Raw genomic sequence first — 14,274 nt, 5'->3', positions numbered from 1 at the left:
CGCTTCGAGGCACAGCTGCTGGTCATCGGTGGGCGGAACGGAGTGGGCAAAACCAACCTTCTTGAAGCGATCAGCCTGCTCGGGCCAGGGCGTGGCCTGCGGGCCGCGCGCGCCAGCGAGTTGCCGCGACAGGAAGGGAAAGCGGCGTTGCCCTGGGTCGTGGCTGGCCATTTCGAGGGGCCGGCGGGGCCGGTCATCATCGGCACGGGCGCGGAAGCCGGCCAGGAGCGGCGCAATTTTCGCCTGGACGGCGCCGCCATTCGCAACCAGACCGAGCTGTCGCGCCATGTGGCCGCCCTGTGGGTCACGCCACAAATGGATCGCCTGTTCCAGGAAAGTACCAGCGGCCGGCGCCGGTTCCTGGACCGCCTTGTCTGGTCACTGGAGCCTAGCCATGCGCGAGACGTGACCGCGCATGATGCCGCGATGAGCCAGCGCAACCGGTTGTTGGCGGAAGGGCGGCGGGATGCCGCTTGGCTGACGGCCCTGGAGGACAACATGGCCCGCCACGCCGTCGCTGCGATAGCCCGGCGCCGCGCGACTGCCTCGCGCCTGAACGAGGCGCTGGAAAGCGGGATTGCCGGCTCCTTCCCCGCGGCCCGGCTGGAGCTGGCTTGCCCCATCGCGGCGGCCTTGGCTGAGCAGCCTGCGCTTGCGGTCGAAGAGGAACTGCGCGCCGCCCTGGCAGGCGACCGATCTCGCGATGCCGCCGCAGGCGGTGCGCGTCAGGGCGCGCACCGCACCGATCTGCGCCTCACCCTCCTGCCCCGCGAGATTCCCGCCGAACTTTGCTCCACCGGCGAACAGAAGGCGCTCCTGGTCAGCATTGTGCTGGCGCAGGCGGCTTTGGTGGCGGAGCATCGCGGCTTCGCGCCACTGCTGCTGCTGGACGAGGTCGCCGCGCATCTCGATCCGCAGCGACGCGCTGCCCTGTTCGAGGCGCTTCACGCCCTGCCCGCGCAGAGTTTTCTGACGGGCACCGAGTTCGCGCCCTTCGCGGCTCTCCAGGGGCGGGCACAGTTCCTTGAGGCAGTCCCGGGCAGCCTCCGGCCGGCCGCCGATTTCCCCGTGTCGGCTGACATATAAGCTGCTATAATATTTTCACTTTCAGTGATCTCAAACAGGAGTTTCCCGCCGGCATGAGTGAGTCCGTGCGCGCGCCGTCCTCCGCCACCGAGCCGATGGCGGATGCCTATGACAGCGCCTCCATCACCGTGCTGCGCGGGCTGGAAGCCGTTCGCAAACGCCCGGGCATGTATATCGGCGACACCGACGATGGTTCGGGCCTGCACCACATGGCTTTCGAGATCATCGACAATGCCGTGGACGAGGCGCAGGCCGGCTATGCCACGCGCTGCGAGGTGGTGCTGAACGCGGACGGCTCCGTCTCCGTCACCGATGACGGACGTGGCATCCCCACCGACATCCACGTCGAGGAAGGCGTTTCCGCCGCCGAGGTGGTGCTGACCCGGCTGCATGCCGGCGGCAAGTTCAACCAGAATTCCTACAAGGTCTCGGGTGGCCTGCATGGCGTCGGCGCCGCCGTGGTCAATGCGCTCTCCGAATGGATGCAGGTTTCCATCTGGCGCGATGGCCAGGAGCATTCCATCCGCTTCGAGCATGGCGAGACGGTGCAGCCGCTGAAGGTCGTCGGCCCTTCCGACCATACGCGCGGCACCCGCGTCGTGTTCAAGCCCTCCGCCGGCACCTTCACCCGCACCGAGTACGACTTCGCCGTGCTGGAGAAGCGCCTGCGCGAGCTGGCCTTCCTCAATTCCGGCCTCGCCATCTTCCTGCGTGACGAACGGCCCGTCGAAGCGGGCGAGCCGCCGCGCGAGGTTTCCTTTCGCTTCGACGGTGGCCTGACCGCCTTCGTCGAGTGGCTGGACCGCTCCAAGGAGCCGATCTTCAAGCCGCCCATCAGCCTCAAGGCGAAGGAAGGCGGCGGCATCCAGGTGGAGCTGGCGATGTGGTGGAACAGCAGCCCGCATGAGCTGGCGCTCTGCTTCACCAACAACATTCCGCAGCGCGACGGCGGCACGCACCAGGCCGGCTTCCGCCAGGCGCTCACCCGCGTCGTGACGAAGTATGCCGAGGATCTGGCGAAGAAGGAAAAGGTTGAACTGTCCGGCGAGGACATGCGCGAAGGCCTGACCGCCGTCGTCTCGGTGAAGGTGCCGGACCCGAAATTCTCCTCGCAGACCAAGGACAAGCTGGTCTCCTCCGAGGTGCAGCCGGTGGTGCATGCGGCGGTCGCCGATGCGCTGGGCCACTGGTTCGAGACGCACCCCAAGGAAGCCAAGCTGATCCTCGACCAGGTCGTGCTCGCCGCCGCCGCCCGCAAGGCGGCGCAGATGGCGCGCGAGAAGGTCGGCCGCAAGAACGCGCTCGACATCTCGACGCTGCCGGGCAAGCTCGCCGACTGCCAGGAGAAGGACCCGACCAAGTGCGAGCTGTTCCTGGTCGAGGGTGACTCGGCCGGCGGCTCCGCCAAGCAGGGTCGCGACCGCCGCTTCCAGGCGATCCTGCCGCTGAAGGGCAAGATCCTGAACGTCGAGCGGGCGCGCATCGATAAGATGCTTTCCTCGGCCGAAATCGGCACGCTGATCACCGCGCTCGGCACCGGCATCGGCACCGGGCCGGTGGAGCGGGGCGGCTTCTCCGCGGACAAGCTGCGCTACCACCGCATCGTCATCATGACCGACGCGGACGTGGACGGCTCGCACATCCGCACGCTGCTGCTGACCTTCTTCTTCCGGCAGATGCCGGAACTGCTGCAGCGCGGGCACCTCTACATCGCCCAGCCGCCGCTGTACCGCGCCAAGCGTGGCAACGAGGAGCGCTACCTGAAGGACGACCGGGCGCTGGAGGACTTCCTGCTGGAGAAGGCACTCCACAACGCGCGCCTGAGCTTCTCGGATGGCCGCACGGTGGAGGGCGACGAACTGCAAGAAGTGGTGGAGGCCCTGCGGCAGACCGCCGGCCGCATTCGCCGCCTCTCCGCCGGGCTGCCGGCCGAATTGGTCGAGCAGGCCGCCATCGCCGGCGCCCTGACCGCTGACTCCGAACGCGCCCTGGCGGCAGCGCCGCTGCTGGCCGGACGGCTCGACGCGTTGGCGCCGCCTTCCGAGCGGGGGTGGAAGGTCGCACCGGGCGCCGAGGGGCTGGTGATGGGCCGCACCGTGCGTGGCGTGGCCGACCGCCACCGGCTGGACAATGCCGCCCTGCGCGGTGCCGATGCCCGCTGGCTGAACGAGCGCCACGCCGCGCTCGCCGCCGCCTGGACGGAGCCGGCCATCCTGGCGCTCGACGGCACCAGCATCCGCGTCGCCGGCCCGCTCTCGGCGCTGGATCGCATCCTGGCGCAGGGCCGCAAGGGGCTGGCCATCCAGCGCTTCAAGGGGCTGGGCGAGATGAACCCGGAGCAGCTCTGGCAGACCACGCTGGACCCGTCCACCCGCACCTTGCTGCAGGTGAAGATCGAGGATGTGGAGGATGCCGAGCAGGTGTTCTCCACGCTGATGGGCGACGTTGTCGAGCCGCGCCGCGAATTCATCGTCGGCAACGCGCTGAAGGTGGCGAACCTGGACGTGTGACCGCGCGCTGAGGCACGCGACGGATAGCGGCCGCCACACTTCGGTGTGGCGGCTTGTTTTTTGCGGCCCGTGGTTCTTCCATGACCTTTCCCCGGAAGAACTTGGCCGCACGAGGCGCCTGCGGCGCCGCGCACCGTTCAGCCCGCGATGACGCCCTTGCGCAGCAGGAAGCAGCCATAGGGCCGGGCATCGCCGACCTGCACCACGGCGAAGCCGGCCCGCGCCGCCGCGTAGAAGGCGAAGCGCTCCAGCCCCTGCATCTTCAGGCCCGGCACGGCGCGCGCGAACTCCGCCTGCACCTCGCCTTGCACCGCCGGCAGGTCCTCCGGCGCGCCGACCACCTCCATGCGCCGCACCGGGGCGGGCTCGAAGTCGTCGATCGGCAGCACGGACAGGATCGCCGCCGCCACCTCCGCCATGCGCAGGCCGGGCAGGGTGACGAGGCGGCCCGTGGCGGTGGAGCGGGCGATGGCGGCGGCCGGATGGTTGGCATCCACCAGCACCAGGTCGTCGCCATGGCCCATCGCGGCCAGCACCCAGAGGAGGTCGGGCGAGAGGAGGGGATGGAGGCCCTTCAGCATGGCCGGCGCCCGCGCCGGCCCAGGTAGATCCGCGCCGCGTTGCCGCCGAGGATGGCGTCCCGCGCCGCTGGCGGCTGCGCGGCCAGCAGGTCCGCCGTGGCCTGCCACCATTGCGCGTAGCTGCCGGCCAGCCGCAGCACCGGCCAGTCGCTGCCCCAGAGCAGCCGCTCCGGCCCGAACAGGTCGAGCGCGAGGTCGGCGAAGGGGCGCAGCCGCGCCGCGTCCCAGTCCGGCCCGGCCTCGGTGGCCATGCCGGAGAGCTTGCAGCTCACCTGCGGCATCGCCGCCAGCGCCGCCATGTCGCGCGCCCAGGCCGCCCGGCCCGGCCCCGCCGGCCCGGCGGCGATCTCCGGCTTGGCGAGGTGGTCGATCACCACCGGCAGGCCGGGATGGGCCTCCGCGAAGCGGATCAGCCGGGGCAGGTGCCGTGGGCGCACCAAGGCGTCGAAGACCAGGCCCTGTGCCTGCATCTCCGCCACGGCCGGGGCGAGCGCCGGGCGGAGCAGCCAGTCGTCATCCGGGATGTCGTGCAGCATCGGCCGCAACCCGACCAGCAGCGGGTCCGCCGCCAGGGCGCGGATGCGGGCCGGGGCGTCGGGTGCCTCCAGCTCGCTCCAGCCGACCACGCCGAGAATGCTGCGGCAGCCGGCGGCGAGGTCCAGCAGGTAGCGCGTTTCCGCCTTGGTCGGCGCGGCCTGCACCGCAATGGTGCCGGCGATGCCGGCCTCGCGCAGCAGCGGGTCGAGGTCGGCGGGCGCGAAGTCCCGGTGGATCGGCGTCATCGCCGGCGTCAGCCAGCCGTAGTCGCCGCGCGCGAGCGCCCAGTAGTGCTGGTGCGCGTCGATGCGTAACGGGCCCATAGGGGGCGGGCTCATGCCGGCACGGGCGCGTCGGCGCGCAGCAGGCCGGCGGCGCGCAGCTCCGCCCAGAAGGCCGCCGGCACCGGCCGTTCCAGGGCCGAGAGGTTGCGGCGCACCTCCTCCGGGCTGCCGCCGCCCAGCACCACGGAGGCGACCGCCCGATGCGCCAGGCCGAACCACAGCGCCGCATCGGGCAGCCGCACCGCATGGGCGGCGCAGATCGCCTCCATCCGCCGCACGCGGTCGAGCACCTCGGGCGGCGCGTCGCGATAGTTGTACTTGGCGCCGGGGATGGCGCCGGTCGCCAGCACGCCGGAATTGAACACGCCGCCGAGCATGACGCCGATGCCCTTCTCCAGCGCCAGCGGCAGGAACTCGTCCAGCGCCGCCTGTTCCAGCAGGGTGTAGCGGCCGGCCAGCAGCATGGTGTCGAAGTCGCCCGCGCGGGCGAAGCGCGCACACATCGCGCTCTCGTTCACGCCGACGCCGATGGCCTTCACCACGCCCTCGGCCCGCAGCCGGTGCAGCGCGGGGTAGGCGCCCTCCATCGCCTCGCGGAAGCGCTGCTCCATTTGCCCGCCATGGGTCCAGACGTCCACGTCGTGGATCAGCAGCACCTCGATGCGGTCGGTGCCGAGGCGCAGCAGGGACTGCTCGACGCTGCGCAGCGTGCCGTCGAAGGAATAGTCCACCACCGCGCGGTGCGGCAGGCCGCCGGCGAAGTTCGAGCCGTCGCCGCGGCCCTCGCGCGGCGCCATCCAGCGCCCAACCTTGGTGGAGAGCACCACGCCGTCCCGCCTCGCGCCTTCCTGGCCGGCGATGCGCAATGCGGTGCCGCAGCGGTGCTCCGCCAGCCCATGGCCGTAGAGCGGGGAGGTGTCCAGCAGCGTCACCCCCAGGGTGATGGCGGTGGCCACGGCGTCGATCGCCGTGCGCTCGTCCAGCCGGGCGTAGAGGTCGCCCAGCGGCGCGGTGCCGAAGCCGATGCAGGAAACCGGAATGCCGGTGCGCCCGAGCGGGCGGGACGGCAGGCCAGGCGCGCGCTCAGCCACCTTACAGCGCGCCTCGGGCGAAGCGGGTCATGCCCCGCTGGCCGGCTCGAAGGGCAGCATGGTGTTGATCGCCATCTTGCCAACCTCGCCGCGGTGGTGACTGACCGCCAAGTCCGGCCTTGATGGCCGCCACCATGAAACCATCCTGCGGGCCGTACAACCGCAAAACGGCCACGTCAGGCAGCGGGTGAGGCCGGGCCCGGAGGCGACTTGCCGGCCTGCGCCGCCGATGCGCCGCGCGGCCGGCCAGGCGCCGAGCGGGGCATTCCGCTGGTGGGCTTGACCTTCCCATAGTGGGAATCCCCATCTCCGCGGAATGATCGCAACGCGAAGGAGGCATCCATGCCGCGCTTCAAGATCCTGAACATGGCCTGTGGCGGCTGCGCCAAGGGCGTGACCGCCACCCTGCGCGAGGTGGACCCGGAGGCCGTGGTCCATGTCAACCTGGAGCGGCGCGAGGCCGCCGTGGAGAATACGGCCGCCGACGCCGATCGCCTGGACCGCGCCCTTCGCGACGCGGGCTGGCATAGCGAGCGTCTGGTGGCCTGACGCCCCGCGCGGCCGCGGGCTTGCGGTGTTGCGCAGGCCCGCGGCCGCAGGGGCAGGGTGCTCCGCCGCCACGCGCGGCATGGGTGTGGCCAGGCAGTGGCGGGGCGTGGTTCCGGCCCGGCGGAACCTGGCCGCAAGCCTGCCTGACCTTCCCATGTCGGCCTGTCCCGCTTCTCCCGGGATCGATCAGGCGCCGCCCGCCGGGGCAAGCCACCCGGGAGGGCGGCATGGCCGCTCCGACGCCGTGCGGCCGCATCGCCGGCGGGAGGGGCGCGGCGCCATGCCGGCGGAAGGCGTCGGCCTCCTTCAGGGGAATGGAGCGCGAAGGAGCGGAGGGCGCGTCAGTCCGCGTCGCAGTTAAGGAGATCTTCCACCAGCACCTGGGAAGGATCCGCCTGCGCCTGCTCCGTCAGGCGGAGGCACCGTTCGGCCCGGCGGAACCGCCGGCGGGGGTCCTGCGCCGTTGAGGCCGCCTGCCAGCCCTCGCCGAGCTGCGGCTCGAACAGGCTTGCCGGGTCCAGGCCGAGAAACTCGTAGAGTTCGCTGATGAGCGCGGTCGGCACCATGAGCTCGGTGAGGGTCGGGATGAGGGCGCTCAGGGTCTGAAGGTCCTGCACGCTCCATCGCTCGCGCTTACGGCCGCCGAGGCTCAGCAGATAGGCCCGCGTCAGCGGGTCGATGCGCGGGTCGCGGAGAAAGGCTTGGATGCGCGGCGGGATCAGCCGTTGCGGAGCCATGTCGCCCAGGGGTTCCGGCTGCGGCCAACGGAAGGCAGGCGGCTCCGCCAGGCGTGGCGCGACCACCCCTGGGATCGAGCCGCCCGGCACCGCCTGCCGGAGGGACTGGCAGGCCGGGCTGTTGTTGGAGGGACCGCAGGTGACGGCAGGCACCCCTGGCTGGCCTGGCAGCGTCGGCTGGCGCTGGGCGAAGGCCGGCACCGAAATCACCGGCCCGAGCGCAAGGGCCAGGACCAGGACGGGGGCGAGGGCCGGTCTAGCGGCCATTGGTGCCGGGACCGTATTGCTGGACCCGGATCGAGCCCGCGCCGGCGGACTGCGTGATGGAGAGGCCCGGCGTGGTGCCGAGCTGCGCGCTTTCCGCGCTGAGGCCGTAGCCGGACTGCCGGATGGCCGCGGAATTGCCGATGCCGTCCTGCCGGATGACCGCCCGGTGCCCGCCGCCGGACTGGAAGGTCTCGGCGGTGTTGCCGCTGCCCACCTGGATGGTCTCGGCATGGTGACCGCCGCCGCGGGAGACGAGGCGCTGCTGCGAAACCTGCTGGGTGGAGACGACGCTGTCCTGCGCATGGGCAGCCGCCGGAAGGGCGGCGGCCAGCAGGGCGAGGAGCTTGCGCATGGAGACCTCCAGGTCAGGGTGTCGAGCCGTGCGCGTTCACGGCCCGTGCGTGCCGGGGAAAGGCAAGGCCGGGGGCGGATGCGCACCGTCCCCGGCCGGTCGGCCGCTCCGTTGGGAGCGGCCTGCAGGCCTCAGCGCTGCGTCTGCGTCACGGTGTTGCCGCTGCCGCCGTACTGGTTGGCGATGGCGGAGTTGCCCGTGCCGGCCTGGATCTGGACGATCTGGTTGCTGACGCCGGACTGGTAGGCGTAGGCGTAGTTGCCGTAGCCGGACTGCGTCTGCTTGATCAGGCCTTCCTCAGCCGAGATCTGGAAGGCGATGGCTTGGTTGCCGCTGCTGTGGCCGCGCTCGCCCTGGACCTGGATGATGCGGCTGCCGGCCGTGCCGCGCTGCTCCGCCTTCGCAGACTGGTAGTTGCCGCCCTGGGTCTGGCTGATGCTGCTGCCCACCGTCGCGGACTGCTCCGCTTCGGCACGGTTGTGGTCACCGGTCTGGGTCTGCGTGATGAAGACCAGGCCGCTGTTCGACTGCCGGGCGCTGGCCCAGTTGCCGGCGCCGTCCTGCTTCTGGTCGATGTTGCTCACGCCGACATTGGACTGCCAGGCGGAGGCTTCGTTGCCGCCGTGGCCGGACTGGGCCTGCTCGATGCCGGAAGCGTAGGTTCCCGCGACCTGGGAGGCATAGGCCTTGTGATAGACGCCGGACTGCGTCTGCAGGATGGTGACGGCGGCGGCGTGGTCCTGCGTCGCCGCGGCCGTGTTGTTGTCGCCGGACTGCTTCTGGGCGATGGAGGACTTGAAGAAGAGAACCCCGTTGGTCTGGGTCTGCGTGGCCGTGGCCTTGTTGCCGGAGCCGTTCTGGTCCTGCGAGATCAGCACGCCGCTGCTGTTGGTCTGCGTCGCCTCCGCCCTGTTGTAGGCGCCGCGCTGCTTCTGGGCGATCTTGCCGCTGGAGGAGACATCCACCTGCGCGGCGGATGCGGTGTTGTTGCGGCCGCCCTGGTCCTGCTCGATCAGGCCCCCGCGGGTGCCGGAATTCTGCGAGGCATGGGCGCTGTTGTAGGAGCCCGACTGCTTCTGGCCGATTTCGTTGCTCCGGCCCCCCGTCTGGTAGGCGCGGGCGGTGTTGTGGTCGCCGCTCTGGTCCTGAAAGGCCTCGTTGTTGCTGCCGCCGACCTGCTCGACATAGGCGGAGTTGTAGTCGGCCGCGAAGGCGCCGCTGGACAGGGCCAGGGTGGCGGCGGTGGCGAGAAGGAGCTTGCGCATGCTATCTCTCTCGATGGAGTTGAGTTGCCTGGACGACCCGAAGGCGGTTGCAGCCGCCTCCGGCCTTTCGTCGCGGTGATGGCGGAGTGTCAGGCCTCATCGCACCGCGATTCCCTCCTCCGGCCGCGGCGGGTTGCCCCCCGCCGCGGCCGGGATCTCATGAGCGCCCGCTGCCGGGGCGCGTGCCGTCGCTGGCGTCGCCGGGCCCGCTCCGCGGTGCCATGGCGGCCGTCATCGCCGGAACCTGTCCGTCGCGTGTCTCCAGGTAGTTGTGGATGACCGCCCGGCCCTGCGCCTCGTCGGCGAAGCGCCAGTAGCCCTTCTCCGCGCCCTCCGCGACCATGGCGTAGACCGCCTTTTCGATCGCCTGGCGCACGGCCAGCTGGCGAGGCTCGTTGGTGGTCACGCCCGCCTCGATCTGGAGCAGCTTGTTCCAGCCGACGTAGCGGTTGGCGAGCCCCTGCAGGGCGACGGAGTAGATGGTCTTGTCGGTGGTCACGCTGACCAGCACCTCGCCGGTGGCGATGCTGACCGCGCGCAGGTAGACCGAGACGTTGTCGCGCCGGTATTCGGTGGTGCCGCCGATGCCGAGGAAGGTCGCGCCCGCGCCGCCGGTCAGCACGTTGCTGTCATAGCCGATGATGCCGCCCGTGATCATGATGCCCGCGTTGCGCAGCGGGGCGAGCGGCGGCAGCGGCTGGCCGCCGGGGCCGACATGCTCGGAGCGGTTGGCGCGGATGATCTGGCGCTCCTGCAACAGGTCGGCCAGCCGGTTGCGCTCCAGCACGTTGAACCAGCGGCTCTGGCCGCCCGCCTCCTTCAGGGCGTTGATCAGGATCGAGGCGCCGCCCTGCGTGACGGCGAAGGAATACTCGGCGAAGTTCTCGTTCGGGCGGTGCTGCCCCGTCTGGTCCTGGAAGCTGAAGACCGCGACGTCGAGGCGGCGCTCGGGGGCGGGCAGGGCGACGAGCTCCGAGGTGGACTGCGGCCGGGCGCCCAGGGTGGGCTGCTCCGCCATCATGGTCGCCGGGGCCGTGCCGCAGGCGGCAAGGCTCAGCATGCCCAGGGAAAGGGCAAGGACCGCGCGATACGACATGGGGGCTCTCTCAGAACTGCGGGGCGGGGATCTGGATGTTGGTCCGGCCGCCGGTGGACGCCTCGGTGATGTCGATGTTGATCTGGCCGCCCACCCGGTTGAACCGCACCATGGTGCCGCCGACGTTGAAGGTGCCGCTGTCCCGGGCGTTCTCGCCAAGGATCTGCTGGCCGACGGTGGAGGCGATCTGGCTGAGCAGGCTGGAGGTGATCTGCCGCTCGAACTGCGCGGCCGGGTCGGTGCCGCCGCTCAGGGCTTCCTGCTGACGCCGTTCCTTCTTGGCCTCGGGGCTTTCCGAGTAGCGCCAGTTGTTGGCGCCGGCGAGGCCGAGCAGGTAGCTGCCGTTGAGGGGGTTGCCGCCGAAAGCCGGGTTGACCGGCTGGTAGACGAGGTCGCGGGCCAGGACCGGCTCTGCCGCGCACAAGCTGAGCGCCATGAAAGCCGCAAGCCTTGTTTGCATGTGAGCGATCCTCTCCACAGCCAATAGAAAGATTATTCGAAAATTTTGGACGTTCTGGCCTGGAACTGTGTAGGCGGATTAATGTCGCTTGAGCAATGGGGTGAACCTCAGGTTAATCCGCATTCCGCCATCACTGATCCGTGCGAACTTATAAGAACCTGATTTATAACTATATATCGTTGTCGCGAAGAGTATTAATGCCGGAGCCGGACCGGCCTAAAGTGGTAAAAACGCGCCCATTTGGTTTACACCTTATGGTTGTCCATCTCGGCCGCCTTTCCGGATGTGCCGGCCCATCCTGCCGATCAGGTCCGCAGATGGTCCTGTGGCCCTGCGGCCTGTTGCAACCGCGCGACGCCTGCGGCGGTTCTTGGCGCGAGCCGGAATGGCCGCATCCGGCAGCCGCCGGTTCCGTGCGAAGATCGCCCCATGGCGAACAGCATGCAAAATGACCCCTCCCGCTCGATTCGTGTCCGCGTCTATGGAGAAGCCGTTCGGGACATCGGCCGCAGGTTCCGCCTCGCTCCAGGAACGGACGTCAAGGCGGCGCTGAAGCGCGCTGCCCTTGCGGCCGTTCCCCGCCATCCCGACTGGACCATGCGCGTGTTCTGCCTCGAGCGCACGGCGCCCGGCGAGCGCCTGGCCTTTGTGCTCGACGGGCTGGCGCGTCGCGAGGCAGGCGGAGGCCACTTCGCCGCCGCCTTGGCGGCGGCCGAGGATGGGTCCGTGGCCGTTCTGGTGGCTGCGGCCAAGGAGCTTCGCCGCCTCGAACTCCTGGGCGGCGCGCTCGGAACCCGGGCGCGGTGATGCGCCACGCCGGCCACCGGGCCGCCGCCGGTGCGGAGGGCTCCTTTCCAGGTTCGGCAGCGCCGGCAGGCCACGCGCCTGGCTCCGCGCGTCCGGCGCCGCTACCGGGGGAGGTTGACGCCCGCTAACCTCCCCGCGCTCACGGAGAGGTCGCCATGCACAGCGTTCAGGATGAACTGCCGGGTGATGGGGAAACCCGGCGCGCCTTCAACATGCCGCTTCCCGCCACCACCGGCGAGGCCATCACCGTTCTGGCCCATTTCCACCGGGCGGAGATTGCGCGGATGACAGGCTGGCGGGACCGGATCGACCTGACAAGCAACTGGGCGATCACGGTGGTCGCGGGCATGCTGTCCGTCTCGCTCTCGACGCCCGCCGCGCATCATGGCGTTCTGCTTTTCGCCATGGTGCTGGTCATGCTTTTGCTCACCATCGAGGCCCGGCGCTACCGCTTCTTCGACGTCTACCGGGCGCGCGTGCGTGCGCTCGAGCGGAACTACTACGCGCAGGTCTTCGCGCCGCGAGGAAAGGAAGCGGAAGACTGGGCGGGGCGGCTGGCTGCGGATCTGCGCGCGCCGCGCTTCCTGATCTCGCGCCGAACCGCGATGTCGCGCAGGCTCCGCCGCAACTACTTCTGGATGTTCCTGGTGCTGCTGGCCGCCTGGATCCTGAAGGTCTCGTCTGCCTGGCTGCTGCGGGATGCGGCGCCGGTGGACCCCGCGAAGCCGGTGCATGGCGCGATCCAGAACCTGGCGCTCGGCCCGGTTCCCGGCTGGGTCGTGCTCATGGCCGTGGGCGCGTTCTACTGCTGGCTGACCTATGCCACCTTTCGCCCCCGCAAGAAGTCGGGCGAGCTGGCTCATGGCGACGTCCATGTCTGAAACGGCGCAAGATGCGGCGAGGGCGATCTCCAGGGTCCGGCAGGACGCCGCCTCGCGCGGACGGCGAACCGTTCCGCTTCGCGGAGCGTGCCAGGCGGCGATCCCGGGCCTCCGCGGCGAGACGATGGGCCAGCGCCTGCGCCCGAGCCGCCGCGAGCGTCGTTTCGTTCGCCCGGCTGGCGGCCGGCGCGGGCCGGCCTGCACGGGAGAACAGGTGTAACCCGCTGCGGGGGAGCGCCGTTGGAAGGCCGGTATTCGGAACGCCGGGCCGGGGCGGCTGCGGAAACCAGGGAGGGCGAAGCGGCGATGCCATCGGACCACACCCACGAGGAAAGCCACCACGGTGGGAGCGGCCATTCCCACGCGCCCGCCAGTTTCGGGCGCGCCTTTGCCATCGGCGTTGCCCTGAACCTCGGCTATGTCGTCCTGGAGGGGGTCTTCGGCGTTCTTTCCGGATCGCTGGCCCTGCTCGCCGATGCCGGGCACAATCTTTCGGATGTGCTGGGACTGTTGCTGGCCTGGGGAGCAAGCTGGCTGTCGAACCGCGGCCCGAGCCGCCGCAGGACCTACGGCTACAAGGCGAGCTCCACCCTGGCCGCGCTGGCGAACGCGGTGCTGCTGCTGGTCGCGGTGGGGGCCATCGCCTGGGAAGCGGTCCGCCGCCTCGCCGATCCCGCGCCGGTCGCCAGCGGAACGGTGCTCTGGGTGGCCGCGGTCGGCGTCGTGGTGAACGCGGGGACGGCGTGGCTCTTCATGTCCGGCCGCAAGGGCGACATCAACATCCGGGGCGCCTTTCTGCACATGGCGGCGGATGCGGGCGTCACGGTTGGCGTCATCCTCGCCGCGCTGCTCATCCAATGGACCGGCTGGCGCTGGCTGGACCCGGCGGTCAGCCTCGCCATTGCCGCGGTGATCCTGGTCGGCACCTGGGGATTGCTGCGGGACTCGGTGAACCTGGCGATGGCCGCGGTCCCGCCCGGCATCGACCCGGACGAGGCGAAGGCGTGGCTGGCCGGCCTGCCGGGCGTGACCGAGGTCCACGACCTGCACATCTGGGCCATGGGCACCACCGAAACGGCCCTGACGGCGCACCTCGTGCGCGAGGACGGCCGGACCGACCGGGACCTGCTGCACCGCATCCAGCACGAGGCCCAGGAACGGTTCGGCATCGCGCATCCGACGGTGCAACTGGAGACGCCGGAGGCGGCACGGGCCTGTGCGCTCCGGCCGGACCACGTGGTGTGAGCGGCGGGCGGGCACGCCGTGCCCCGGCCGCTGCCCGCGCCGCCGAAACGAGGCGGCATCCGCTTCCAAGACGGCGGCTTCCGCAGCCTTACATTTCGATATTCCTCGAAAAGTAGTTTTGCGCCGCCGGCAGGGCGGCTAGCATGGCGCTCCTCGCAACCCGGAGCGTGCTGTGGAAGCAAAGCAAGCTGTGGCGGCCTTGAGCGCCCTGGCCCACGAACACCGGCTCGCGGCCTACCGGCTGCTGGTCGAGGCGGGGCCGGAGGGATTGCCGGCGGGCCTCATCGCGGAGCGGCTGGGAGCACCTCCCTCAACGCTCACCTTCCACCTCCAGCAGCTGCTGCATGCCGGGCTGGTGACGCAGCGCCGCGTCAGCCGCCAGCTTCTCTACGCCATGGCTCCGGCGCCCATGAACGCGCTGCTGGCCTACCTGACCGAGAACTGCTGCGGCGGCGGGGCAGCCTGCAGGCCAGCCTGCGAACCGGCCGCCGCGGCCGTCCGCTCCCGTAGCGCCCCCGCCGCCTGA

At 70.5% G+C, this 14,274-nt stretch carries 15 protein-coding genes; 7 read left to right on the top strand and 8 right to left on the bottom strand.

From position 1 onward, the window contains the following. Positions 1-1,086: DNA replication/repair protein RecF (gene recF / locus E0493_RS17355; RefSeq protein ID WP_160938505.1), on the top strand; the 1,086-nt coding region annotated here is incomplete at its 5' end. 53 nt (positions 1,087-1,139) lie between these two features. Continuing rightward, positions 1,140-3,596 carry a DNA topoisomerase (ATP-hydrolyzing) subunit B gene (gyrB, locus tag E0493_RS17350; RefSeq protein WP_160938504.1) on the top strand — a complete coding sequence of 819 codons (2,457 nt, stop codon included), beginning with the start codon at positions 1,140-1,142 and terminating at the stop codon, positions 3,594-3,596. Positions 3,597-3,733: 137 nt separating this feature from the next. Here the strand turns inward: gyrB and E0493_RS17345 are convergent, their stop codons facing one another. Genes E0493_RS17345 through E0493_RS17335 form a run of 3 tightly spaced genes read right to left on the bottom strand, consistent with a single transcriptional unit; the run spans position 3,734 to position 6,089 of the window. Then, the gene (locus tag E0493_RS17345) at positions 3,734-4,177 is read right to left on the bottom strand and encodes an RbsD/FucU family protein (RefSeq protein ID WP_160938503.1); all 444 of its coding nucleotides are present in this window, start codon (positions 4,175-4,177) and stop codon (positions 3,734-3,736) included. Then, positions 4,171-5,037: an amidohydrolase family protein gene (locus E0493_RS17340; RefSeq protein WP_160938502.1), complete on the bottom strand. Its 867-nt coding sequence runs from the start codon at positions 5,035-5,037 to the stop codon at positions 4,171-4,173. Before E0493_RS17340 ends, E0493_RS17345 begins: the two co-directional genes overlap by 7 nt. Positions 5,038-5,048: 11 nt before the next feature. Next, positions 5,049-6,089: an aldo/keto reductase gene (locus E0493_RS17335; protein ID WP_367614535.1), complete on the bottom strand. Its 1,041-nt coding sequence runs from the start codon at positions 6,087-6,089 to the stop codon at positions 5,049-5,051. Between the two features lie 342 nt (positions 6,090-6,431). On the opposite strand from E0493_RS17335, the gene E0493_RS17330 reads away from it, so the two are divergent. Continuing rightward, complete coding sequence (locus tag E0493_RS17330) at positions 6,432-6,638, top strand: heavy-metal-associated domain-containing protein (RefSeq protein ID WP_202397187.1); 207 nt, start codon at positions 6,432-6,434, stop codon at positions 6,636-6,638. 341 nt (positions 6,639-6,979) lie between these two features. On the opposite strand, the gene E0493_RS17325 is transcribed toward E0493_RS17330, so the two are convergent. The 5 genes from E0493_RS17325 to E0493_RS17305 all read right to left on the bottom strand — a co-directional run bounded on the left by E0493_RS17325 (position 6,980) and on the right by E0493_RS17305 (position 10,791). Continuing rightward, positions 6,980-7,642: a hypothetical protein gene (locus E0493_RS17325; protein ID WP_160938501.1), complete on the bottom strand. Its 663-nt coding sequence runs from the start codon at positions 7,640-7,642 to the stop codon at positions 6,980-6,982. Beyond that, positions 7,632-7,994 (bottom strand): hypothetical protein, encoded by a 363-nt coding sequence (locus E0493_RS17320; RefSeq protein WP_160938500.1) that lies wholly within the window; start codon positions 7,992-7,994, stop codon positions 7,632-7,634. Before E0493_RS17320 ends, E0493_RS17325 begins: the two co-directional genes overlap by 11 nt. Positions 7,995-8,125: 131 nt before the next feature. Beyond that, the gene (locus E0493_RS17315; RefSeq protein ID WP_160938499.1) at positions 8,126-9,259 is read right to left on the bottom strand and encodes a hypothetical protein; all 1,134 of its coding nucleotides are present in this window, start codon (positions 9,257-9,259) and stop codon (positions 8,126-8,128) included. A 157-nt stretch (positions 9,260-9,416) separates the two neighbouring features. Next, the gene (locus tag E0493_RS17310; protein WP_160938498.1) at positions 9,417-10,355 is read right to left on the bottom strand and encodes a CsgG/HfaB family protein; all 939 of its coding nucleotides are present in this window, start codon (positions 10,353-10,355) and stop codon (positions 9,417-9,419) included. A 10-nt stretch (positions 10,356-10,365) separates the two neighbouring features. Next, the gene (locus E0493_RS17305; RefSeq protein ID WP_160938497.1) at positions 10,366-10,791 is read right to left on the bottom strand and encodes a curli assembly protein CsgF; all 426 of its coding nucleotides are present in this window, start codon (positions 10,789-10,791) and stop codon (positions 10,366-10,368) included. 465 nt (positions 10,792-11,256) lie between these two features. Here E0493_RS17305 and E0493_RS17300 point away from each other — a divergent pair, with 465 nt between their 5' ends. The 4 genes from E0493_RS17300 to E0493_RS17285 all read left to right on the top strand — a co-directional run bounded on the left by E0493_RS17300 (position 11,257) and on the right by E0493_RS17285 (position 14,274). Further along, positions 11,257-11,622: a hypothetical protein gene (locus E0493_RS17300; RefSeq protein ID WP_160938496.1), complete on the top strand. Its 366-nt coding sequence runs from the start codon at positions 11,257-11,259 to the stop codon at positions 11,620-11,622. A gap of 155 nt (positions 11,623-11,777) precedes the next feature. Beyond that, on the top strand, positions 11,778-12,503 hold the full coding sequence (locus tag E0493_RS17295; protein WP_160938495.1) for a DUF2270 domain-containing protein: 726 nt from the start codon (positions 11,778-11,780) through the stop codon (positions 12,501-12,503). A gap of 306 nt (positions 12,504-12,809) precedes the next feature. Further along, the gene (locus tag E0493_RS17290; RefSeq protein WP_160938494.1) at positions 12,810-13,748 is read left to right on the top strand and encodes a cation diffusion facilitator family transporter; all 939 of its coding nucleotides are present in this window, start codon (positions 12,810-12,812) and stop codon (positions 13,746-13,748) included. A 190-nt stretch (positions 13,749-13,938) separates the two neighbouring features. After that, on the top strand, positions 13,939-14,274 hold the full coding sequence (locus E0493_RS17285; protein ID WP_456316351.1) for an ArsR/SmtB family transcription factor: 336 nt from the start codon (positions 13,939-13,941) through the stop codon (positions 14,272-14,274).

Source organism: Teichococcus coralli, assembly GCF_009829925.1.
GTDB lineage: Bacteria > Pseudomonadota > Alphaproteobacteria > Acetobacterales > Acetobacteraceae > Pseudoroseomonas > Pseudoroseomonas coralli.
This window is presented reverse-complemented; position numbering and strand designations above follow the sequence as displayed.